Genomic DNA, 22,323 nt, shown 5'->3' with positions numbered 1-22,323 from the left:
AGCAGAGTAATCCTGTTGGTTTTTTGTGTGTTTAGCCGTGAAAGTACTGCTTTCACGGTTATCCCTAAGAATTTTTAAAATATCAAATAGTTAAGAGTCAATTATAAACATTAAAAAGATGAAAAAAATTTTAATTCCTACAAACTTTTCACTGAATAGTTATCACACCATTGACTATGTAACTAAACTCTTTACAAATGAATATTGTGAGTTTTATTTCTTCAACTCATATTCTTATGGTATGTCAGGTTTAAATGCTATCGAATTGCTTCAGGCCGATGATGAATGGTTTGATAAACCTAAAATAGATTCTTTAAAACAATTAGGGAGATTAGTAGAAAAATACACTCTAAAATCTAAGAACTCCAAACATGTATTTCATGCAATTTGTGAGCACAGCAATCTGGTTCATGGTCTCAAAAACACTGTAGAGAAATTAGACATAGACATTGTAATTCTTTCAAGCAGAGCAGAGAAAACGATAGGCAAGACTACCACAAATGTATTAAAAGAAATTAGATCTTGTCCTATTTTAATAGTTCCTCCAAATGCACCCGTTTCTAAAGGAGTCCACCTCACAATAGCCTCAGACTTTAAGCAAAAAATCAATACAAATGAAATAAATAAATTCTGTAAGGCTTTGGTTAATACTAATTTTGAAATCGGAATCTTAGTATTGGAAACACAGCATTCTTTATCTGCTGAAGCTGCTATTAATTTAGAAACTCTAATCGTGCATGTAAAGCAATATTTAATTCAACCAATAGATATAGAATTTGTTCAGTCATCAAATCATTTAAAAGATTATGCGATGTCACACCTTACTGACATCATGTGTGTCATTGATAAAAAGCCAGATGTATTTAGAAAAATCGGACTTTATAAATCAAAGGTGATTTCCAAATTAGAACAATTACGTGCAAACACAGTCTTAACAATTCATCAATAAATTTCTCTTATGAGTAATCGCAAATTTTATATTATTGCTGTCATAATTGGAATTGTAATTATTTCATTACTGTGTTGGTTTGTGCCTGCACCAATATTTGGAGGCTAATATTCCAGATGTGCTTATCATTCAATATGTAATGATAAAACAGTTTTAAGTTTTCACAAACTTGTTTGCAGACTTCCAACATCAATTAATACATTTAATTTTAAGTGTAGCTATTAATGCTTCTGAGGTGAGATGTATTCTATTTTATACAGTTATTCAGAATTAAACCATACAATTTATTAGAGTGAGATTAAAATTGTCAATTGCAATTGTAATAAATTTTCTTTACTAAATGCTACTGATAGACTTTTCTAAACTTTTCAAATAAGTTATATTTAGCATAAAATTACCTTATGTTAGAAGATTTAAAAGCAAGCTATGGTTATTTGTTTGAGGATGAGCTTCTTAAAGAAATAAATGATGTGTGCATCTATAAAGAAGTCCCAGAAGGCTATAAACTTATTGAAATTGGCGATTATATAAGATCTATGCCACTTTTGATAAGTGGAGCAATTAAAATTCTTCGAGAAGATACAAATGGAGATGAACTTGTGCTATATTTTATAGAACGAGGTGACACCTGTGCAATGACGCTATCTTGTTGCTTAGGTCAATCAAAAAGTGAAATCAGAGCCATTGCTGAAACAGATACAAAATTAATCATGATTCCTATTCAAAAAATGGAAGAATGGTTAGGTAAATATAAAAGCTGGCAAAAATTTATTTTGCAAAGTTATCACGATCGTATGACCGAATTACTTCAAGCCATTGATACAATTGCTTTTTTAAAGTTAGACGAACGTTTGTTTAAATATCTAAAAGATAAAGCGATGGTTAATCACAATGAAGTGATTCATGTGACTCATCAGGAAATTGCACAAGATCTTCATACATCACGTGTAGTTGTCTCTAGATTACTAAAAAAATTGGCTCTTGATGGTAAAATTGCACTTCAGAGAAATAATATTAAAGTGATAGATTTATAAAAGTAACTTTTGTTACCCAATGCCATTCAAATTCAGTTTAGTTTTGAAGGAACTTACAATATAATATGGAGATACAACAATTGTTAGGATATTTTGGAGCACTTTTAATAGGAGTCGTTTTAGGACTCATAGGTGGAGGAGGCTCTATTTTAACAGTTCCAATTTTAGTTTATCTCATGTTTGTTAATCCTGTTACTGCAACTGCATATTCTTTATTTATAGTTGGAGTTTCTGCTTTAGTAGGTGCAATACGAAATATACAAAAAGGTCTGGTCGATTTTAAAACGGCTATTGTATTTGCAGTTCCTGCGTTTATTGCGGTATATGGTACACGAAAGTTTTTAGTACCTGCTATTCCTGAAGAATTATTCAGTATAGGCTCGTTTACAATGACAAAAAATATAGCAATTATGCTCTTTTTTGCTGTGGTCATGTTGGTTGCTTCTATATCTATGATAAGAAACAAAAGAAGTGAACCAGAGGAAGAAACTGTGATTACTTACAATTTTCCGTTAATAATTATTGAAGGTCTGGTGGTTGGAGTATTGACAGGAATCGTTGGAGCAGGTGGAGGATTTTTGATTATTCCTGCATTAGTTCTATTAGCAAAATTACCTATGAAAAAAGCGGTTGCTACATCGCTTTTAATTATAGCAATCAAATCACTTATAGGTTTTATTGGTGATGTTGAGAACTTAGACATTGATTGGTTCTTTTTATTCAAGTTCACAACAATTTCAGTTTTCGGAATTTTCTTAGGAATCTATTTATCAAAATTCATAAATGGGAAACATCTTAAAAAAGGTTTTGGCTGGTTTGTACTGGTCATGGGTGTTTATATCATCTTCAAAGAATTGACAAAGTAATCCTATGTAACTTATGTTACACCACAGGATGTTAATTTGTATTACTTTTAAACTGTTTTAGTAAAAGAACTTTCATGCATTATACACAAACTTGTAGGTAATACTTTTTTTAGAGTTCTTAAACAATAATACACATGATTTTGGTTGGTAAAAAGCGTATCTGAATATAAGTAGGATGCGCTTTTTTATGTAACAAAGGTTACTGATTTTAATTTTGAAAACGAGTATTTTTATTCGAAAATTAATTTAAATTATAAATAATATGTCATTTTTATCTGCAATTTTTGGTGATAAATCCATCCAAAACGAATGCATCACAGTTCTTTCTCCTATTGAATTCAAAAGTCAAGTAGACGGAAAGAATGTGCAATTAATTGATGTTAGAACATCTAATGAATTCAACTCAAATCATATTAAAGGAGCCAAAAATATTGACTTCTTTTCTGGGAGTTTTAATCTTGAGCTGAATAAACTTAATAAAGATAAGCCTGTTTATGTGTATTGTAGAAGCGGAAGCCGAAGTAGGCAAACAGCAAATAAACTTGCTAATATGGAGTTTAAAAAAATCTACGATTTAAGAGGTGGTATCCTAAATTATTAAACGATGAAACATATACTAACTGTATTAACGTTATCCATAGTATTACTTGGCTGTAACAATACTAAAAAGGACATGTCATATGCTTCCAACAAAGCAATGATAACAGAAAGCACGCATCCAGGAAAGAAATTAATGGAAACCAATTGTTATGTTTGTCATAGTCCTGTAGCAAGTCACGATGACAGAATTGGACCTCCAATGATTGCCGTAAAAAAGCATTATTTAAAAGAGGGAATGACTAAAGAAGAATTTACGAAAGCCATACAAAACTGGATCAATAATCCTACTGAAGATAATGCAAAAATGTATGGAGCTGTAAAACGTTTTGGATTAATGCCTAAACAAGCTTTTCCTGAGAAGACGATACAAATGATTTCTGAATACCTGTATGATAATGAGATTGAACAACCTGAATGGTTTGAAGATCATTTCAATTCTGAAAAAGGAAACCATAAAGGAATGGGTAAAGGAAAAGGAAATAGAATGCAGAAAAAACAAGTCAAAACAAATGACAATGAAATGACTTACAGTGACAGAGGATTACATTATGCTTTGACAACTAAAGCTGTTTTAGGAAAAAATTTAATGGGAACTATTCAAAAAAAAGGAACCATTGCAGCATTAGAATTTTGCAACATAAAAGCTTATCCTTTAACAGATAGTATGGCTGTGGTACATAATGCATCTATTAAACGTGTGACTGATAAACCCAGAAACCAAAATAACTTAGCCGATTCAAATGAACGGGATCACATAAACACTTTTAAAGAAAAATTAGCAGGTAATTTAGAAATGGAACCTATTGTTACTGAAATAAATGAAAAAGTTCATGTATATTATCCTATTGTCACAAATGATATGTGCTTACAATGTCATGGTAAACCTAATCAAACCATGAATCAAGAAACTTTAAATAAAATCAATCAGCTGTATCCAAATGATAAAGCTATAGGTTATAATATAAATGAAATTAGAGGAATCTGGAGCATCAGTTTCAACAAATAAATAAGGTCAGGTATGAGCAATTTTTCAGAAATAATAAATCAAAATAAACCAGTACTAATTGATTTTTATGCAGATTGGTGTGGACCATGTAAGATGATGAGTCCAATATTAAAAGACGTTAAAAGTGTTTTGGGTGAGAATGTATCAATTATAAAAATAAATGTTGATAAAAATCAATCTTTGGCAGCCCAATATCAGGTCAAAGGAGTGCCAACTTTCTTGCTGTTTAAAAATGGTAAGCAGATATGGAGACAATCTGGTATGATTCAAAAAGATGAATTAATAAACGTGATATCTAATAGTAATTAATGAAGTTAAACGAAGATTTTTGGGAGTCTCGCTATAAGAATAAAGATATAGGTTGGGACTTAGGAGAAATATCACCACCTCTCAAGGCTTATATAGATCAACTCACAGATAAATCGATTCGGATTTTAATTCCTGGATGTGGAAATGCTTACGAAGCCGAATATTTAGTTAACCTTGGATTCGAAAAAGTATATGTCGTAGATGTTTCAAAAACAGCACTTGACAATTTGAAATCAAGAATTCCATATTTTCCATCTGAGCAGTTATTGCATGACAATTTCTTTGATTTGGAGATGACTTTCGATTTAATTATCGAACAAACATTCTTTTGTGCCATCGAACCTCGTTTACGAAATAATTACGTGGCTAAAATGAATGCGTTGCTTTCTAACAAAGGGAAATTGGTAGGTCTTTTATTTAATGCTGAATTGTATACAGATCGTCCGCCTTTTGGAGGTTCTAAATCGGAATACCTTAAACGCTTTGAGAATTATTTTAATATAATCCTTATGGAAGGGGCTTATAATTCGCATCACTCAAGAGCAAATAAAGAATTGTTTTGTATTTTAGAAAAATCAAATCAATTATAATTTTAAATAGTATTGAGTGTTTTTAATTTTAAATGCACGTTGTCATTTACTGATAAAAGTCATAGTTAATCACACAACACTATTATAATTTTACCGTTAGAAAACAAAGACTAAAACTTAATACTTTATACTATGATATCTCAAAGCATTGCATTATATAATTGGACTAATGGTGTAGTAATGATAGCTATTTTCGGATTAGTGTGTCTTACACTTATAGGTTTTTTAGTAAAATTTATGACTACTAGCGACAAAGATAAAGAAGAGCCTAAAGAGAGGTGATTTTTAATTATTTGTTGTTAAAAAAGGAGTGCCTTATCCAGAAAGCACTCCTTTTTATTTTATAAAATTATGTTTTAAAATCTGTATTGTAAAAACGCAGAGAAATTTCGACCTGGTTCTGTAATTGGTGTTCTTCCAAAGTTTTCTTGATTTGTAAAAGAAAAATTTAAGTGATTATTATATGCTTCATCAAAGACATTAATAACAGCAAAACCAAACGTTGTATTCTCAATGGGTTTCACACCAAAACGCACATCTAAAGTCTGGTAGCCATCGGTTTCAGTTTCTCCAAAGTTTCTGGATATGTCATCTTGTTTTGAGATTATGTTATACTGTACGTTAGCCCAATATTTTTCCTTTTCAAATCCAACGGAAAGCCTTGTTGTAAAAGGAGGAGTTAACGGTAAAGATTCTGACAAGTCCTTATTTTTTGCATACACATAGGCAAATTCAGTTTTGAAATAAAAATCATTAAGAAAATCTATTTCTGCCATAATCTCGAATCCGGTTTTATAAGATTCCTCTAGATTTCTAAAAACTTTTGCATTAGTTGGTTCTGCCATAGGATTAAACTTTCTGGTAATGGTTGGATCTACAATGCCTACAATATAGTTTTCAAAGAAAGCGTAAAAGAACGATGCATCATATTTAAACCTGTTAAATCCATTTTTCAAATCCTCTCGTCCTTTAAAACCAATTTCAAATTGATTATTAACTTCGGCTTTTAAGTCTGGATTCCCTATGTATTCATATGGATCCTGACCCACATTAAAATGATTTATATAACGTTCTATCATATTGGCAGAACGTACACCGCGACCATAAGCAACTTCTAATAAAAATTTGTCACTAACTGCTTTTTTAATTGAAATAGTACCACTTATATTATGTTCAGTGCGTTTTTTTAGGTCATACATTGCAGCAAAGTCATCTTCTGGATCTTGTATATCTGATACTACATTATCATATCTAATTCCAGCGGTTAATATAGTATGAGAACTTAAATTGTATTTTGCTTCTGTAAAGAGCCCTAAATCTGTAATATAAGAGTCTTGCCAAACCTTATCATTGAAAATCATAGGCATTGGTAAAACATTTCCATTCATAATTTTAACTAATCGTGTTCTGCCACCATCTCTGGCAATATGCATAGCATCAATACCAGAAAAAAGATTCAACTTTTCTAAAGGTTTCCAGCTTAACTCTAATTTCCCTCCAATTGTTGTAGCATCAACAGCAGACGAAGCTTCCATCATCATAAATGAAGGTCTGTTGGTATTAGTCATTAAATGATCTACATAACTGTAGTACGTTTTTGCCGTTAATGATTTTACTATGGTTCCAATGTGATCTAACTTATAATCTAATGAAATTATGCTGCTGTTATCATATTCAGTATCCATGGGTAGCGCAGCATGTAAGACATCACGACCGAAAGATTGTCGCCAGTGCGCTTGAATGCGTTGGTTCTCTGATATGTTATAACCTAATTTTATACCGTAATCTGTACTTCTAAAAGATGATGGAATTTCAACACCATTGCCATCTTCATAATTTCCGAAATCTCTATAGCCAACATTAGCAACGATGTCATATTTATCTTTAATGTATTGTAGTTGGGCTAAGTTTACTAGTGAATTTCCGTTAATTTCATATCCAGCAGAAACTTTTCCGTGTACACCATAATCTTCATAATCTGGTTTTTGAGTTACCATGTTTACAATGCCTCCAAAAGTAGCACCATATCTTACAGTATAAGGCCCTTTTATAATTTCAATTTTAGCAATTTCTTCTGGTATAATATGTGTTGTAATTGGATCCATTCTGTTAGGACAAGCATGCATGGCTTTTGTACCACCATCGTACTGAATATTGAGCTGCTCATATTGTGCTGCTCTAAATGATGGGTCAATAGCATAATTTCCTCTTTTAATAACAGAAAAGCCATTTATAGAGTTGAATAAATCTGCGACATTTTTTGGCTGTACAATTTTTTCAACATAATTGTTTTTAACAGAAGTGAGAACCGGATCATTTTTTTTGTTTCCTGTTATAATAACTTCATCAAGTATTGTAACTGTTTTGGTGGTGTCTTGTTTGGTCTCATTAGGTTGCTGACCAAATGATACCATTGAGATTAGCATGCATAGAAGCACACTATATAATGTTTTCATTTATAGTAGTATTTTGTTTAACTTAAGTATGTGTAGTAGTTGAAACTACCTATTTCAAAAGATAAATGATAATCTAGGTGGATGAAAACAATCGTTTGTAGTCGTAAAAGAATATAAGTTTTGATAAAATTGAGGCTCGTTCTTATTTGATAATGCTCTAAAGGCAAATTCAACGTTTGCAATGTGATTTTGGTATAGTGTAAGCTCTTTAAAATCAAGGATACTTTCAGGAGTGTTTTGTTCTTTATCTTGTGATTTTGACACCTTTGCTAAGTGACATTTACCGTTACAAGCAAGTTCTGGTTTGTCTTTATTCTCACATAAAGCTTCAACAAACCCAATAGGATCTAACTCATAATACGCATAGGTTAGCGTTACTTTTACACTGTTAAGAGCAATAATTAACGTTAATGCTGTAGAAAAAATGTAGGAGCTAATTTTCATTGGGATAAAGATACTGGTAATCATATTTTTTTAAAGTGACTTTTATCACATTCCTGATTTTTTTTTAACAATTCATCCTTTTAATACTCATCTTAGAGAGTATAGAGGATGTCTATTTTAATATTATGTTTTCAAATGGGTTAAGTGACTTGTGTTACACAATTGATGCAAAATGTAAGTTATTTTTATATGATATAATTTTAATCATAACATCATGAGTAACATCGAAAAATTAGAAGATCAAGACGTATTTACAATGCCAAGAATTGGAGATAAGGCACCAGAGTTTAAAGCCATAACGACACAAGGTGAAATTAATTTTCCTTCAGATTATAACGGAGAATGGTCAATTTTATTTAGTCATCCAGCTGATTTTACACCGGTTTGTACCTCTGAGTTTATGACTTTTGCACATTTGGAGGAGAAATTTAAGAAGGCTAACTGTAACCTAATCGGATTGTCAATTGATGGTTTATATAGTCATATAGCATGGTTGAGAACAATCAAGGATAAAATTAAATTCAATGGCATGGAACATATCGAAGTTAAATTTCCTTTAATTGAAGATATCTCTATGAATGTTGCCAAAAAGTATGGAATGATTCAGCCAGGAGAAAGCAAAACACAAGCAGTTAGAGCTGTTTTTTTTGTTGACCCAGAAGGTATTGTTAGAGCTTTAATCTATTATCCATTAAGTTTAGGTAGAAATTTTGACGAATTGTATAGAGCCTTAATTGCTATGCAAACTTCCGATAAATTTAACGTAGCCACTCCAGCAGATTGGATTCCTGGTGATGATGTGATTGTATCACCTGCAGGATCATGTGGAGTCGCAGAAGAACGAATGTCATCAACAGATGATTTAGATTGCAAAGACTGGTTCTTTTGTACCAAGAAGTTAGACAAGAATGCAGTTTTAAACGAAATTCTCAAAAAATAAAAGAGATGTAAGGTTATTAAAAATCTTCAGTTTGAGGCTTTTTTTAAACAAAGGGACTTAGGATTTACAGATACTTTTTATTATATTAACATGAGTCGATTCCTGATTATAAATTAAAAAATCATCACTTATTTTTAACTATTTAAAGCACCTAAAAAGAGAATTATTATGAAGATTATACAATTTGAAGACAAACCATTAGCACATTATTCTTACGCAATACTTAGTAAAGGTAAAATGGCTTTAGTGGATCCTTCAAGAGACCCAAAACAGTACTATCAATTAGCAGAAAAATACAATTCAAAAATCACGGCTGTTTTTGAGACACATCCTCATGCAGATTTTGTGAGTAGTCACTTACAAATTCATAAAGAAACAGGAGCTACGATTTATGTAAGTAAAATGGTTGGAGCCAACTATCCTCATAAAACTTTTGATGATAGTGACACGTTTAATTTAGGAGATGTAACGTTTTCTGCAATAAACACACCAGGACATTCTCCAGATAGTATCACAATTATTGCAAAAGATAAAGAAAGTCATGCTATGTTTTCTGGTGACACCTTATTTATTGGAGATGTAGGTCGTCCAGATTTACGTGAAAAATCTGGTAATATGAAAGCTAAAAGAGAAGAATTAGCAAAAAGTATGTACCACACTATGCAAACTAAATTTAACGATTTACCAGATGATACAGTAGTATATCCTGCACATGGAGCAGGTTCGCTTTGCGGAAAAAACATGAGTAGCGATTCTTCGAGTACTTTAGGAAGGGAGCGTAAGGAAAACTGGGCTTTTAAGAGTTTGTCTGAGGATAAATTTGTGAGTCATATTTTAGCAGATCAACCCTTTATTCCTTCGTATTTTGGCTTTAATGTGGACATTAATAAAATAGGTGCAGATAATTTTGAAAAGAATATAGCACGACCAGAGTTTCATTTCAAAGTCAACGACATTCAAGATAAAGATGTTTTATACATCGATGTTAGAGATGAAGCACAATTTAAACAGAAACATATCTCAGGAAGTTTCAATATCATGGCAGAAACCGAAGATGATAAGTTTGAGACATGGCTAGGATCTATTGTTAAACCGGAAGAAAAATTCTGTGTGGTTTTAAAATCTGTTGAAGATAAAGATGAAATTTTACATCGTATAGCAAAAATTGGGTACGAAAAACAATTAATAGGCTTGTTAACCTTAGATCATTCATCATTTGAAACCTTTGAAAAGTTGAATTTGAAAAATTTTAAAAAACATCCAGATCATTATACCATTGTAGATATAAGAAATAAAAGTGAAGTTGAAGAAGAGCAGTATTTTGAAAATGCCATATCTCATCCTTTAAATGAGCTGCGAGATACCGCTAATGAGATTCCAAAAGATAAACCAATTGTGGTACATTGCGCAGGTGGTTATCGCAGTGCTGCAGGAAGTAGTATTCTTCAAAAAGCTTTAGAAGGCGTAAAGGTGTACGATTTAAGTGATGATATAGAACAATTTAAAGATTAATTGTATTGAAGTCTAAGAAAGATTATATCTACGTTAGCATTCAATTAGTGCTTTTTATTACTTACAGTCTTCCTGTTCAAAACACAAACGTATATCTTCCTGAATGGTTACGTTATTCGGGATTGATTATTTTAGCTTTGGGTTTCATTTTAGGACTGGTAGCCTTATTGCAACTCAACACAAAACTCTCTCCTTATCCAACTCCTGTTTTAAATGGTAAACTGATCACTACAGGAGCTTATAAAATAACTAGACACCCTATTTATACCGCTATCATTCTTTCAGGCTTGGGCTATGCCTTGTATCAAGCATCTTGGTATAAAGCGTTAATTGCTTTATTATTGCTAATCTTATTTTTTTTCAAATCTCAATATGAAGAAAAGTTACTAGCTGAAAACTATTCAGAATATGCAGATTATAAACAAAAAACGCGACGGTTTATATAGAATTTCAGAACAAAGATTTTGATGTCAAAAAAAATACAAACTTATAAAATCACTACACTTACAGGCATTGCATTGGTAGTGGCAAATATGATAGGGACAGGAGCATTCACCAGTCTGGGATTTCAGTTAAAAGACCTGAACAATCCAACAATTATACTAATTCTTTGGGTTCTAGGCGGAATTATTGCCTTGTCTGGAGCTTTTAGTTATGCTGAGATAGGAACTCATATTCCACGTTCGGGAGGTGAATATGCTTTTCTAACAAAGCTGTTTCATCCTCTTGTTGGTTATTTATCGGGTTGGATTTCAATAACTGTTGGTTTTGCTGCACCTATTGCACTTTCTGCTATGGCATTTGTCGCCTACTTTCCCTATTTTAATCTTAATCCCAAATGGACAAGTATTATATTGATTGCTGTTATTACACTAATCCATACAAAAAACCTGTCCTTGAGTTCAAAGTTTCAGAATGCCAGTACGTTGTTTAAAATAGCAATCATAGTGGTACTAATTTTTATTGGGATTTGGCAGGAGCCATCTTTTAGCAATATTGAGTTTTTGTCAAATTCTGACTATTCTAATTTAATTTCACCTGCATTTGCGGTCGCTTTGATATATGTGAGTTATTCCTATTCAGGTTGGAATGCTGCAGCCTATATTACTGAAGAATTTAAAAACCCAAAAAAATCCTTACCCATTGCATTGATTGGTGGTACCTTAATTGTAACGGTTCTTTATACATTTTTACAATATGTATTTTTAAAACATGTGCCTATTCCTGAGCTGAAAGGCCAGTTAAATGTTGGAACGATTGCGATGAACAAAATGATTGGTGATGATTATGGACGTTTCTTTGGATTGGCCATTTCACTGTTATTAATTTCAGGAATCAGTGCTATGGTTTGGGTAGGCTCGAGAGTGACGTCTAGCATTGCAAAAGATCATCGTTTTTGGGATTTCTTTAAAAGTGAAAAAAGCAATATTCCGCAAAGAGCGCTATGGCTGCAATTTGGCATTAGTGCATTGTTGATTTTAACAGGAACTTTTGAACAAATATTAATTTACTGTGGTATCTTGCTAACCATATCTTCCATGGCTACTGTTGTAGGTGTTTTTAAATTACGCTGCCATCAAAAAAACAACCAAACCAACAAATTTAAAAGTCCATTATTTCCACTATTTCAGATCGTTTTTATTATCTTATTCTTATGGATGATTGTCTATGCGTTCATCAGTAGTCCTTTCGAAGTCATCGTGGGTTTGAGTAATATAGCCCTTGGTTTTTTAACCTATTGGTGGAGTAATAAACTGAATGATAATCATACAAAACTTAAATAAAATTTAATATTAACAAATACCAAAATAACTATTTAACAATGAACAAAACAAAACATATCTTCCTTGCAGCATCTTTAGCGGTATCATTTATGGCCTGTAAGGAACACAACGAGAAAAGTGGTAATCAAGATATCAACCACGATGCAAAACAAGACAAAAATCATCATGGAAATCACCATAATTCAGACACTTCCAAAACAGCTAATGATTACATGCATCGTTCAACTACCGAAGATTTAATTGAGCGGTTTGAATCGCCAGAGCGTGATGCATATCAAAAACCAGAAAAAGTGCTAGAATATCTTGGCGATATAAAGGGGAAAACGATAATGGACATAGGAGCTGGTTCAGGCTATTTTTCAGTGAAACTAGCCGAAAAAGGAGCAAAGGTTATCGCTGCTGATGTGAGTGATGAATTTCAAGAAGCCTTAAAAAAACGTGTTGAAGACAACAATCTTGAAAATATAGAACTTCGTAAAATTCCTTATGATAGTCCAGGTTTGCAGGATAATGAAGTTGATATGGTATTAATTGTAAATACCTATCATCACATCGAGAATCGAATCGATTATTTTTCTAAAGTCAAAAACGGTATTAAATCGGATGGTGAACTGGTTATTATCGATTATTTTAAAAAAGAAATTCCGGTAGGTCCACCAGTAAATCATAAAATAGATTTGGAGACTGTTAGAAGTGAATTAGAAAAAGCAGGCTATACATTAGATGTTAATGTTGATTTGTTACCATATCAATTCATTATAAAGGCGAAATAAGTTATGAAAGACTTTTGTAGCGCGTATTACAGAAGTATTTAACGATGTGACAGACACAATAACTCCTCTAAGCTCATAAAAAACATTTTATAGTGAATTAAAATTATTGAATACATGGTTATTAGGGTATGAGTAATAACTGGTTCTTTGATAAGAGCATCTTTCATGATGCTCTTTTTTGTATGTAACAAAAGTTACTCTAATAGATATTTAATTTTCAGAGATTTGAAGAAGTTAAAGTATACTAAAATCATGAAAGTTAAAATATTATTTTCTTATCTATTATCAATCATAATAGTTAGTTTAAGTTGGTCGCAAGATCAGTTTACAGTTCAAATTGAACCATTAGTTATAGCAAATGCGCCTGGTGTTCATTCTTTTTCTTGGGGAAAAACAACCGATGGAAAATGGATTATTTTAGGTGGAAGAATCGATGGTTTGCATCGAAGACAGCCATTTGCTGCATTTCTTGAAAGTGATAATAACAAAAATGTGTTTGTTATAGATCCTGTGACAAATCAAACCTGGAGTTCTTCGATAAGTGTTTTGTCAACCGCTCTGTTTGAGCAATTACAATCTACAAACCAGGAATTTATTCAAAGGGGAAATACCTTATATATTATTGGTGGTTATGGTTATAGCGGCTCACAAAATGATCACATTACTTATGATAAACTGACAGCTGTTGATGTCAACGGATTAGCGAATGCGGTTATTAATAATGCTGATATTATCCCTTTTTTTAGACAAATTTCAAATAGTAATTTTGCAGTGACTGGAGGTCATTTAGGTTTGCTGGATGACGTGTTTTATCTATGTGGTGGACAATATTTTGAGGGTAGATATAATCCGATGGGACCAAACAACGGACCAGGATTTATTCAAAATTATACTAACGAAATTCGAACATTTGAAATTAATGATGATGGAACAAATTTATCAGTCTTTAATTATTCGGCTCAAAACGATCCTAGCAATTTACATCGAAGAGATTATAATATGGCACCACAAATATTTCCTGATGGAACTCCTGGCTTTACTATGTTTAGTGGTGTCTTTCAGTATGCAGCAAATTTACCATGGTTAAATAGTGTCGATGTTACAGCATCTGGTTATTCAGTAAATAATACATTTAATCAATACTTAAGTCAGTATCACAGTGCAAAAGTTCCTCTATATGACAGTTCAAACAATGTAATGCATACTTTGTTTTTTGGCGGAATGAGTCAATACAAACTAGACGCTAATAATAATCTTATTCAAGATAATAATGTACCATTTGTAAAGACTATCAGTAAAGTGTCAAGGTTTAGTGATGGGTCTATGGTAGAAAGTAGTTTAGATATTGAAATGCCTACGTTTTTAGGTTCAGGAGCAGAGTTTATTCCATTACATGCTAACTCAAACTATTTAACTGATGAAATAGTAGATGTCAATAATTTACAAGAAGGACTCACACATATAGGTTATATTTTTGGAGGTATTGAGAGCACTCAGGAAAATATATTTTTTATAAACGATGGAACACAGAGCAGCGCAAGTAATTTAGCTTTTAAAGTATTTATTAATAAATCAACATTACATGTAGATGAAGTTGCACTTGACTCAAATAACATCTATAATTTAAAAGTGTATCCAAATCCTTCAAAAGGTATTTTTTCAATAGAAGTATTTATTCCAAATACAGAAAAAAGCATTTTAGAGGTTTATGATGTTTCTGGAAAAAACCTCAAATCAATACAGGTTGAAAATACAATCGGATTAAAAAACATTCTTCTCGATTTAACTGAATTAGCTTCTGGAGAGTACGTTTTGTTATTTAAAAACAGGATAAATAGTATTGAGAAAAAAATTATTAAGCTATAACATCTGTATGTAACAAATGTTACTAAACAATTTTAAAAACATAATTACCTTCAATAAAAAATAAAGCAATGGCAAAAATTGTTGTATTAGGAGCTGGAATATCAGGTCATGTAGCCGCTTCTCATTTGCGTAGAAAGCTTTCAAAAGCGCATGAGGTTGTTGTAGTGTCACCTAACAGTAATTACCAATGGATTCCGTCCAATATTTGGGTAGGTATTGGTAGAATGAAATCTGAAAAAATTCTATTTCCATTAGCACCTTTATACAAAAAGAAAGGTATTGGTTATAAACAAGCTAAAGCCATATCTTTTTTTCCTGAAGGTGATAAAAATGAAGAAAAACCTTATGTGTTAGCAGAGTATGTGGTAGGAGATCATAAAGGTCAACAAGAAAAAGTCACTTACGATTACTTAATTAATGCAACTGGTCCTAAACTAAATTTTGAAGCGACTGAAGGCCTGATTCCAGGAAAAAACAAAGTATATTCTGTTTGCACGTATACACATGCTGATCATGCTTGGAAAGGCTTAAATGCTTTAATTCAAGACATGAAAAAAGGCAAGAAAACTAAGATTTTAATCGGTACAGGTCATGCAAAATCCACTTGTCAAGGTGCTGCTTTCGAGTATATTTTAAATGTAGAACAAGAATTACGACGTCATAATGTTAGAGATTTGGCAGAAGTTACATGGATTTCTAATGAGTACAAATTAGGTGATTTTGGTATGGATGGAATGCTTATGAGCTATGGAAGCATGACGATGAAATCTCACGAAATGATAGAAATGATTTTTGAAGACAGAGATATTAAATGGATTCTTGGAGCAGGAGTGAATAAAATTGAAGATGGAGTTGCATATTATGAAAACTTAGATGGAGAACATAAAACGGAAACGTATGATTTTGCAATGCTTATTCCTTCGTTTTCTGGTCATGGTTTTAAAGCTTTTGATAAAAATGAAAACGATATTACGGAAAAACTTTTCAAAGGCTTTATGATTGTTGATGCTGACTACACACCAAAACCTTACGAACAATGGTCTGTTAGAGATTGGCCGGAAACCTATCAAAATCCGACTTATAAAAATATTTTTGCACCTGGAATTGCGTTTGCGCCTCCACATGCCATTTCAAAACCTAGAAAAAGTAAAAATGGAACTGATATTTCGCCATCACCACCTCGTACTGGAATGCCATCAGGAATCACTGCAAAATTAGTAGCTGATAATATAATCGATTCTATTAAAAAAGGAAAAGAATCACGTCATCATAAAGGTTCAATGGGTAATATGGGAGCTGCTTGTATTGCTTCAGCTGGATACGGATTAACAAAAGGGAGTGGTGTAAGCATTACGACCTATCCAATTGTTCCAGATTACGAAACATACCCTAAAACACAAGGAAGACAGTTAGGAAAAACTTTTGGAGAAATAGGACTAGCAGGTCATTGGTTAAAACTGGCGTTACATTACGCTTTTATTTATAAAGCTAAAATGAAACCCTTCTGGTGGTTGATTCCAGAATAGGAAAAAAAGAATAACATGAGCAACTTTATATCATAACAATATCATGACACAACGAATTTCTAGATATCAAAGATTTAAAATGATGAATCCAATCATCCAGTTTTTTAAATTCATTTACTTAAGTATAAAAATAATGATTGTAGTGGCTGGTGGACATGGAGGAACTCGAAAAGTAAACTGATGTGGTTGTCAGTTTTTTGATTGGTTGGTTAGAAGATATAGATTGACTTCTGTATCTTTAAGAAAGAGAGCGTTTTGTAACGCTCTTTTTTTATAAGACAATTTATCTGGTGATAAACCATACTTATTCTTTCAATTATAACCCAATTATCGAGTTTTTTTTCCTCTTAAGTCTTTTATTTTTTTTCCATATATATTCATACTACATTTATAATGATTAGTAGCAAAAATTAGTTTTCAACCCAACCAAACTATCCGTTATGTTTTGCTATAATCGTATTTTATATTTAAAGTCTTTTTTCTCTATAAGTCTTTTTTTTCTGTCATTTTTAAACTCCTTTGCACAATTACCAACGGGCTATTCGGCTTCCGAAGTTCAAAATGGATACAATACCATAATGGGTGTTGTTTTTAATTCGGATGGTACAAAGATGTTTGTTTGGGAAAAACGCGGACACTTATATGTTTCTAACTGGAATGGAACACAATACATAAAGCAAACAACTCCTGTTCTCGATATTTCTGATGAAGTTGGAGATTGGAGAGATTTTGGATATCAAAGTTTTTGTCTTGATCCTGATTTCGAAACTAATGGTTTAGTTTATATGTATTATATGGTTGATAGGGAGCATCTTATGAATTATGGAACTCCAAGTTATGATTCTAATGATAATGACTATTATGAAGCAACAATTAGTCGACTTACACGCTATCAATTAAATATAGGTAGCAGTCCTTTAACAACAAACTATGCTACTAGAACCGTACTTTTAGGTGAATCAGTTTCAACAGGTGTGCCATTAACACACGAATCTCATGCTGGAGGAACGGTTATTTTTGCCAACGATGGAACCTTATTAGTTTCTACAGGTGATAATGCTAGTTATAGCTCTGTCGATACAGGAAGTGCTAATGAAACCTATTGGCAACAAGCAATTAATGATGGTATTATGCGTCCTGAAGAAAATGTAGGTGCTTTTAGAAGTCAGATGATTACATCGCTATGTGGTAAAGTATTGCGACTTGATCCTGAAACAGGTGATGGTATTCCATCAAATCCACATTATAATGCTTCCAATCCAAGAGCTCCTGAATCGAGAATGTGGGCAATGGGATTGCGTCATCCGTTTAGAATGTCAATCCAACCAGGAAGTGGAAGTACAAATCCGAACGATGGTGATCCAGGTATTATTCATGTAGCTGATGTAGGTTGGGGAACTTGGGAAGACCTGCATATTTTTGATAAAGGAGGTTTAAATGGTGGCTGGCCTTTATATGAAGGTCAGATAAAACACAATGGCTATTATAATAGCGGAACAACAAATCCTGATGAAGGCAATGTCCCTTTTGTTAATAACTGTCCGCAACCAACAAGCTTTATAGATAATCCTAATCCTGCTTTAAGACGTTTTGTACACGATAGACCAGAAGTGGCTTGGAAACATGGAGGAAGTAATGAAGCTCGAGTACCATGGTTTAATGGCACGACTCCTACAGATCCAAGAGTAGGTACAACTGGATCTCCAACAACAGGTGTTCAGTTTAGAGGAAATACAGCTATTGCAGGTGTTTACATACAAGGAGATGCATTAGGCAGTAGTATGACTGGTAAATATTTGTTTACTGATTACGTAAGAAATTGGATTAATATAGCAACTCTCACTGATGGCACATTAAACTGGATAAGTGATATTTCAGAATTAGCTCCTATAAATTTTGGTAATGGTATTGTCCATATGATGCAAAATCCTCTTGATGGCTTTCTATATTATGTGAATATTTACAATGGAACCTTATTTAAAATTACATTTGAAGGTCCAAGCTGGACTAACGAACCAACCGATGTAACACTCCAATGTGACGAAAGCACAAATCCAAATGATGAGTTTAATAATTGGTTAGCTAGTTGTTCTGGAAGCGTACTTTGTGGAAATGCTTCATTGACAAATAACAATTCTGGGTTAAGTGTGACATGTGGTTCTTCGGTTTCAGAAACAGTAACGTTTACCTTAGCTGATGACTGTGGAAATGAAATTACCAAACAAGCGACTTTTACTATTGAAGACAATAGCAACCCAACATTTAATGAAACGCTTCCTGCAAATATAACTGTCGAATGTGATGCAATTCCATCTGCGGAAACCTTAACAGCTTCAGATAGCTGTGGAACTGCAACGGTTTCATTTAGTGAAAGTATAACCTCAGGTTCCTGTGTTGGAGTATCTATAATTACCAGAACCTGGACAGCTACTGACGAGTGTAACAACGAAACAGTTCACGTGCAAACGATAACGGTTGAAGATAATAGCAATCCTGTATTTAATGAAACGCTTCCTGCAAATACAAGTGTCGAATGTGATGCAATTCCATCTGCGGAAACCTTAACAGCTTCAGATACCTGTGGAACTGCAACGGTCAGTTTTAATGAAAGTATTTCAAATGAATCTTGTTCTGGAGATTATTCAATTATTCGTACATGGATTGCTTCTGACGAATGTAATAATGTGAGTACTCATTCTCAAATATTGACCATTATAGATTCAACTTATCCTATTTGGGATGATATGCCAACAGACTTGACCGTAGGATGTTCACCTAATAATCAAACAGAATATGAAAGTTGGCTTACTAGTTTTTCGGGAACAGATAATTGTGGAGTAGCAACAGTGTTTCATGATGCTCCAGCAACTATTTCGTGTCCAGAATCAGTATTGGTTACTTTTGAATTAACAGATGAATGTGCCAACACAACTATTATTTCAGCGACATTTACAGTAGAGGATACATTAGGTATCCATGAAACGGAAGACATAAATGTGATTCTTTTTCCAAACCCAACAGAAAAATATGTTTATATTAAAGGGTTAAAAGAAGATAGTCTTATGGAAATCTTTAATATAGCAGGTCAAAAAGTACTAAAAAGAACCATTAACAATGAAACACGTATCAATCTTGATTTGAATTCCGGACTCTATATCGTTAAAATTCATTCAGGACATAAAACAACTATTAAAAAATTAGTAATTAGATAAAAAATCATGTAACATTTTATGCTCATTTGCGTCCAATAGGTGTATTCAATCAAAATAATCACTTTATTATGAGACAAGATAATCAACTTATCGTTTTAACACATTTAAGTCAGTTGCTTACCTTTATTACAGGTTTTGGCGGATTAGTAGTGCCATTAGTCATTTGGCTTACTCAAAAAGAGAATGTCTATAAAATGGATGAGCAGGGCAAACGCATCGTAAACTTCCAAATAAGTATACTGATTTATAGTTTAATATGCATTCCGTTAATATTGGCTTTAGGATTAGGTATTGTAGGATTAATAATATTATGTATATTATCATTTATATATCCAATCATAAATGCTATTCGAGCAAGCCATGGAGAGATACCACGATATCCTTTATCTCTTAATTTTATTAGTTAGTTATTTTTATAAGAGGTAGATGAAAACGCTCACTTTTTTAAGTGAGCGTTTTTTATGGTAAGCGATATTAATCTGTTAATTTAAATTTTTATCGTATTATCTGCTTTTAGACTCAAAAAAGGTTTTTCTACTTTGAAAAATAAGAGAAGAAGAGGTTAATTTTTTTTAACTTAATATGTAACATAAGTGACAGACTATTTTCTTTTTTTTTAGGAAATTTATATCATAATATAAATACTTATAAAATGAAAAAGTCACGATTAATTCAAGCCATTACAATTATTACAGGAGTAATATCTTTTACATTAATTTCAGCATGTAGTAATGATGATGATATGTCTGGAAAGAGAGCAAATACAGTAGTTACTGAAGATGATAAAGTTGCGTTGCTTTTTATGTTAGAAGAAGAAAAATTAGCTAGAGACACTTATACATATTTAAATGACTTGTGGTCTTTAAATCAGTTTGCCAATATTAAAAATAGTGAACAGAATCATATGAATAAAATTGAGAGTTTACTGATCCAGAATAGCATAGACTATACTATTTTACCTATGGGTGAATTTATAAATCAAGATTTGCAAAACTTTTACAATCAATTCGTAATTGATGGAGCAGTAAGCCAGTACAATGCATTGCAAATAGGAGCAACTATTGAAGATTTAGACATTGTAGATTTACAAGAGTATATTAATGATACTACAAACACTGTAATACAATCTGTTTTTGAAAGTTTGCAATGTGGTTCCCGAAATCATTTAAGAAGTTTCGTGTCTGGTATCGAAAATGGAGGTAATACATATACGCCACAGTTTTTAACGCAAGAAGCCTATGACAGTATCATAGCTGGCAGCAGCGAACAATGTAATTAGTTCAATTATAACGTTTTAAAAAATAAGTACTCTGACTAGAGTACTTATTTTTAAGTAATATATTAATTCCCTTTTAAACGAGTCCATAATTCAGAGAGTAACTTTTTTCCATCACGTTGACCTTTAGGCTCTTCAATAAACCTAACATTACCAAAATCATCCATGTCTATTTTATATTTAAAGACAAAATTTTCAGATTTTGGAGCTAAACTTAAAAGTCCAAACCTTAAATCGTTAAAATAAAGATTTTCATGCTCTTTGGAGATAATGTACCATCCTTCAGTAATTGCAATCATTCGTTTTACGTTTTCATTTTCAATGAGATCGCCTAGTAAGTCGTGATTTTTTGGATAAGAATCGAAAGTGATAGGTTTCGAATCAAACAACGAGTAATTACCGAGCAAATAGGCATCTTTAGTTTCTACGTTAGCACTCCAGAGTATTGTGTTTAAAGGTGAAGGTCTTGTGTCTAATTGTATATAATCTATAGTTTGATTCTTTAAAGCTCTTTCAAATTGATGAAACGCAATCCATTTCAAAAAAAATGCAAGTACCAGATAGGATGAACTCACTATGAGACCCATTTTATTATAAAACTGACGTTTTCTGTGTGTTCGGTTTTGTATTAAAGTAAGAATTAGAAACCCTAAAAACGGTAAGGTATAAAGAGGATCTATAACAAAAATTGTCTTAAACGCTAATCTTAAATCAAAAGGCCAAAATAATTGAGTTCCCCAAGTGGTATGCGCATCTAAAACAGGATGTGTTAGAAAAGCCCAGAAAAAAAGCCAGGACCAACTCTTAAAATCTTTAAAGGTTTCATATCGAGAAACAATCCAGCCGAATAGAAGAGCAAAAATTAAAGAAAACACAATAGAATGTGTAAAACCACGATGAACAGAAAGTGCTGTAACGGTGTCTGTAAAATAAGAAGCAAATATATCTAAATCAGGAATGGTACCAGCAATGGCACCATAGAGCATAGCCTTATTTCCAATCTTTTTTCCTAATACAGCCTCGCCAACAGCTGCTCCTAATACTATTTGAGTAAGTGAATCCATATTATTTTGTAAAAGTAAACCAAACTACCAACTCCATTTTATTTAAAAGCTTTTTTCTTGGTAACCTTTGTTACTGACTTCAAGCTTTCTTAAGGCTATTTTTGTACTACAAAATT

The 22,323-nt window shown here is 32.4% G+C and carries 20 protein-coding genes; 17 read left to right on the top strand and 3 right to left on the bottom strand.

The window, feature by feature from the left end; translation table 11 throughout:
• Nucleotides 1-118 precede the first annotated feature (118 nt).
• From ACRHNM_RS05800 to ACRHNM_RS05770, 7 genes are all read left to right on the top strand, one after another.
• Nucleotides 119-949: a universal stress protein gene (locus tag ACRHNM_RS05800; protein WP_431134614.1), complete on the top strand. Its 831-nt coding sequence runs from the start codon at nt 119-121 to the stop codon at nt 947-949.
• Between the two features lie 401 nt (nt 950-1,350).
• Nucleotides 1,351-1,983, top strand: a complete 633-nt coding sequence (locus ACRHNM_RS05795; RefSeq protein WP_431134612.1) for a Crp/Fnr family transcriptional regulator — start codon at nt 1,351-1,353, stop codon at nt 1,981-1,983.
• A gap of 65 nt (nt 1,984-2,048) precedes the next feature.
• Nucleotides 2,049-2,849: a sulfite exporter TauE/SafE family protein gene (locus ACRHNM_RS05790; protein WP_431134610.1), complete on the top strand. Its 801-nt coding sequence runs from the start codon at nt 2,049-2,051 to the stop codon at nt 2,847-2,849.
• Nucleotides 2,850-3,111: 262 nt separating this feature from the next.
• Nucleotides 3,112-3,450, top strand: a complete 339-nt coding sequence (locus tag ACRHNM_RS05785; RefSeq protein ID WP_431134608.1) for a rhodanese-like domain-containing protein — start codon at nt 3,112-3,114, stop codon at nt 3,448-3,450.
• Nucleotides 3,451-3,453: 3 nt separating this feature from the next.
• Nucleotides 3,454-4,455: a c-type heme family protein gene (locus ACRHNM_RS05780; RefSeq protein ID WP_431134606.1), complete on the top strand. Its 1,002-nt coding sequence runs from the start codon at nt 3,454-3,456 to the stop codon at nt 4,453-4,455.
• Nucleotides 4,456-4,467: 12 nt separating this feature from the next.
• Nucleotides 4,468-4,764 (top strand): thioredoxin, encoded by a 297-nt coding sequence (gene trxA / locus ACRHNM_RS05775; RefSeq protein ID WP_431134604.1) that lies wholly within the window; start codon nt 4,468-4,470, stop codon nt 4,762-4,764.
• Nucleotides 4,764-5,354, top strand: coding sequence for a methyltransferase domain-containing protein (locus ACRHNM_RS05770; protein WP_431134602.1), 591 nt, complete (start codon nt 4,764-4,766; stop codon nt 5,352-5,354). Before trxA ends, ACRHNM_RS05770 begins: the two co-directional genes overlap by 1 nt.
• 356 nt (nt 5,355-5,710) lie before the next feature.
• On the opposite strand, the gene ACRHNM_RS05765 is transcribed toward ACRHNM_RS05770, so the two are convergent.
• The gene (locus tag ACRHNM_RS05765) at nt 5,711-7,810 is read right to left on the bottom strand and encodes a TonB-dependent receptor domain-containing protein (RefSeq protein WP_431134600.1); all 2,100 of its coding nucleotides are present in this window, start codon (nt 7,808-7,810) and stop codon (nt 5,711-5,713) included.
• Between the two features lie 54 nt (nt 7,811-7,864).
• Entirely contained in the window at nt 7,865-8,278 is a 414-nt protein-coding gene (locus ACRHNM_RS05760; RefSeq protein ID WP_431134598.1) for a hypothetical protein, read from the bottom strand.
• A gap of 190 nt (nt 8,279-8,468) precedes the next feature.
• On the opposite strand from ACRHNM_RS05760, the gene ACRHNM_RS05755 reads away from it, so the two are divergent.
• From ACRHNM_RS05755 to ACRHNM_RS05710, 10 genes are all read left to right on the top strand, one after another.
• Complete coding sequence (locus ACRHNM_RS05755; protein ID WP_431134596.1) at nt 8,469-9,194, top strand: peroxiredoxin; 726 nt, start codon at nt 8,469-8,471, stop codon at nt 9,192-9,194.
• 168 nt (nt 9,195-9,362) lie between these two features.
• Complete coding sequence (locus ACRHNM_RS05750; RefSeq protein WP_431134594.1) at nt 9,363-10,706, top strand: MBL fold metallo-hydrolase; 1,344 nt, start codon at nt 9,363-9,365, stop codon at nt 10,704-10,706.
• Nucleotides 10,707-10,711: 5 nt separating this feature from the next.
• Nucleotides 10,712-11,152: a methyltransferase family protein gene (locus tag ACRHNM_RS05745; RefSeq protein WP_431134592.1), complete on the top strand. Its 441-nt coding sequence runs from the start codon at nt 10,712-10,714 to the stop codon at nt 11,150-11,152.
• Between the two features lie 21 nt (nt 11,153-11,173).
• Nucleotides 11,174-12,490 carry an APC family permease gene (locus ACRHNM_RS05740; protein WP_431134591.1) on the top strand — a complete coding sequence of 439 codons (1,317 nt, stop codon included), beginning with the start codon at nt 11,174-11,176 and terminating at the stop codon, nt 12,488-12,490.
• Between the two features lie 38 nt (nt 12,491-12,528).
• Complete coding sequence (locus tag ACRHNM_RS05735) at nt 12,529-13,263, top strand: class I SAM-dependent methyltransferase (RefSeq protein ID WP_431134589.1); 735 nt, start codon at nt 12,529-12,531, stop codon at nt 13,261-13,263.
• Between the two features lie 252 nt (nt 13,264-13,515).
• On the top strand, nt 13,516-15,129 hold the full coding sequence (locus ACRHNM_RS05730) for a T9SS type A sorting domain-containing protein (protein WP_431134587.1): 1,614 nt from the start codon (nt 13,516-13,518) through the stop codon (nt 15,127-15,129).
• 68 nt (nt 15,130-15,197) lie between these two features.
• Nucleotides 15,198-16,655, top strand: coding sequence for an NAD(P)/FAD-dependent oxidoreductase (locus tag ACRHNM_RS05725; protein ID WP_431134585.1), 1,458 nt, complete (start codon nt 15,198-15,200; stop codon nt 16,653-16,655).
• A gap of 440 nt (nt 16,656-17,095) precedes the next feature.
• Complete coding sequence (locus ACRHNM_RS05720) at nt 17,096-19,867, top strand: PQQ-dependent sugar dehydrogenase (RefSeq protein ID WP_431134583.1); 2,772 nt, start codon at nt 17,096-17,098, stop codon at nt 19,865-19,867.
• A gap of 68 nt (nt 19,868-19,935) precedes the next feature.
• Nucleotides 19,936-20,274, top strand: a complete 339-nt coding sequence (locus tag ACRHNM_RS05715; RefSeq protein ID WP_431134581.1) for a DUF4870 domain-containing protein — start codon at nt 19,936-19,938, stop codon at nt 20,272-20,274.
• Between the two features lie 245 nt (nt 20,275-20,519).
• A complete protein-coding gene (locus tag ACRHNM_RS05710) occupies nt 20,520-21,146 on the top strand; it encodes a DUF2202 domain-containing protein (protein WP_431134579.1) in 627 nt (208 codons plus the stop codon).
• A gap of 62 nt (nt 21,147-21,208) precedes the next feature.
• Here ACRHNM_RS05710 and ACRHNM_RS05705 read toward each other — a convergent pair whose 3' ends face one another.
• On the bottom strand, nt 21,209-22,207 hold the full coding sequence (locus tag ACRHNM_RS05705; protein ID WP_431134577.1) for a metal-dependent hydrolase: 999 nt from the start codon (nt 22,205-22,207) through the stop codon (nt 21,209-21,211).
• Nucleotides 22,208-22,323 lie beyond the last annotated feature (116 nt).

It is taken from the genome of Psychroserpens mesophilus, assembly GCF_050617655.1.
Taxonomy (GTDB): Bacteria; Bacteroidota; Bacteroidia; order Flavobacteriales; family Flavobacteriaceae; genus Psychroserpens; species Psychroserpens mesophilus_A.
The sequence above is the reverse complement of the archived record's forward strand: the minus strand, read 5'-3'. Positions and strand labels throughout refer to the sequence as shown.

What these genes read in the sequence shown, in the direction of transcription:
- ACRHNM_RS05800 (WP_431134614.1), top strand. Translation starts at nt 119, where the DNA reads ATGAAAAAAATTTTAATTCCTACAAACTTTTCACTGAATAGTTATCAC.
- ACRHNM_RS05795 (WP_431134612.1), top strand. Translation starts at nt 1,351, where the DNA reads ATGTTAGAAGATTTAAAAGCAAGCTATGGTTATTTGTTTGAGGATGAG.
- ACRHNM_RS05790 (WP_431134610.1), top strand. Translation starts at nt 2,049, where the DNA reads ATGGAGATACAACAATTGTTAGGATATTTTGGAGCACTTTTAATAGGA.
- ACRHNM_RS05785 (WP_431134608.1), top strand. Translation starts at nt 3,112, where the DNA reads ATGTCATTTTTATCTGCAATTTTTGGTGATAAATCCATCCAAAACGAA.
- ACRHNM_RS05780 (WP_431134606.1), top strand. Translation starts at nt 3,454, where the DNA reads ATGAAACATATACTAACTGTATTAACGTTATCCATAGTATTACTTGGC.
- trxA (WP_431134604.1), top strand. Translation starts at nt 4,468, where the DNA reads ATGAGCAATTTTTCAGAAATAATAAATCAAAATAAACCAGTACTAATT.
- ACRHNM_RS05770 (WP_431134602.1), top strand. Translation starts at nt 4,764, where the DNA reads ATGAAGTTAAACGAAGATTTTTGGGAGTCTCGCTATAAGAATAAAGAT.
- ACRHNM_RS05765 (WP_431134600.1), bottom strand. Translation starts at nt 7,810, where the DNA reads ATGAAAACATTATATAGTGTGCTTCTATGCATGCTAATCTCAATGGTA.
- ACRHNM_RS05760 (WP_431134598.1), bottom strand. Translation starts at nt 8,278, where the DNA reads ATGATTACCAGTATCTTTATCCCAATGAAAATTAGCTCCTACATTTTT.
- ACRHNM_RS05755 (WP_431134596.1), top strand. Translation starts at nt 8,469, where the DNA reads ATGAGTAACATCGAAAAATTAGAAGATCAAGACGTATTTACAATGCCA.
- ACRHNM_RS05750 (WP_431134594.1), top strand. Translation starts at nt 9,363, where the DNA reads ATGAAGATTATACAATTTGAAGACAAACCATTAGCACATTATTCTTAC.
- ACRHNM_RS05740 (WP_431134591.1), top strand. Translation starts at nt 11,174, where the DNA reads ATGTCAAAAAAAATACAAACTTATAAAATCACTACACTTACAGGCATT.
- ACRHNM_RS05735 (WP_431134589.1), top strand. Translation starts at nt 12,529, where the DNA reads ATGAACAAAACAAAACATATCTTCCTTGCAGCATCTTTAGCGGTATCA.
- ACRHNM_RS05730 (WP_431134587.1), top strand. Translation starts at nt 13,516, where the DNA reads ATGAAAGTTAAAATATTATTTTCTTATCTATTATCAATCATAATAGTT.
- ACRHNM_RS05725 (WP_431134585.1), top strand. Translation starts at nt 15,198, where the DNA reads ATGGCAAAAATTGTTGTATTAGGAGCTGGAATATCAGGTCATGTAGCC.
- ACRHNM_RS05720 (WP_431134583.1), top strand. Translation starts at nt 17,096, where the DNA reads ATGTTTTGCTATAATCGTATTTTATATTTAAAGTCTTTTTTCTCTATA.
- ACRHNM_RS05715 (WP_431134581.1), top strand. Translation starts at nt 19,936, where the DNA reads ATGAGACAAGATAATCAACTTATCGTTTTAACACATTTAAGTCAGTTG.
- ACRHNM_RS05710 (WP_431134579.1), top strand. Translation starts at nt 20,520, where the DNA reads ATGAAAAAGTCACGATTAATTCAAGCCATTACAATTATTACAGGAGTA.
- ACRHNM_RS05705 (WP_431134577.1), bottom strand. Translation starts at nt 22,207, where the DNA reads ATGGATTCACTTACTCAAATAGTATTAGGAGCAGCTGTTGGCGAGGCT.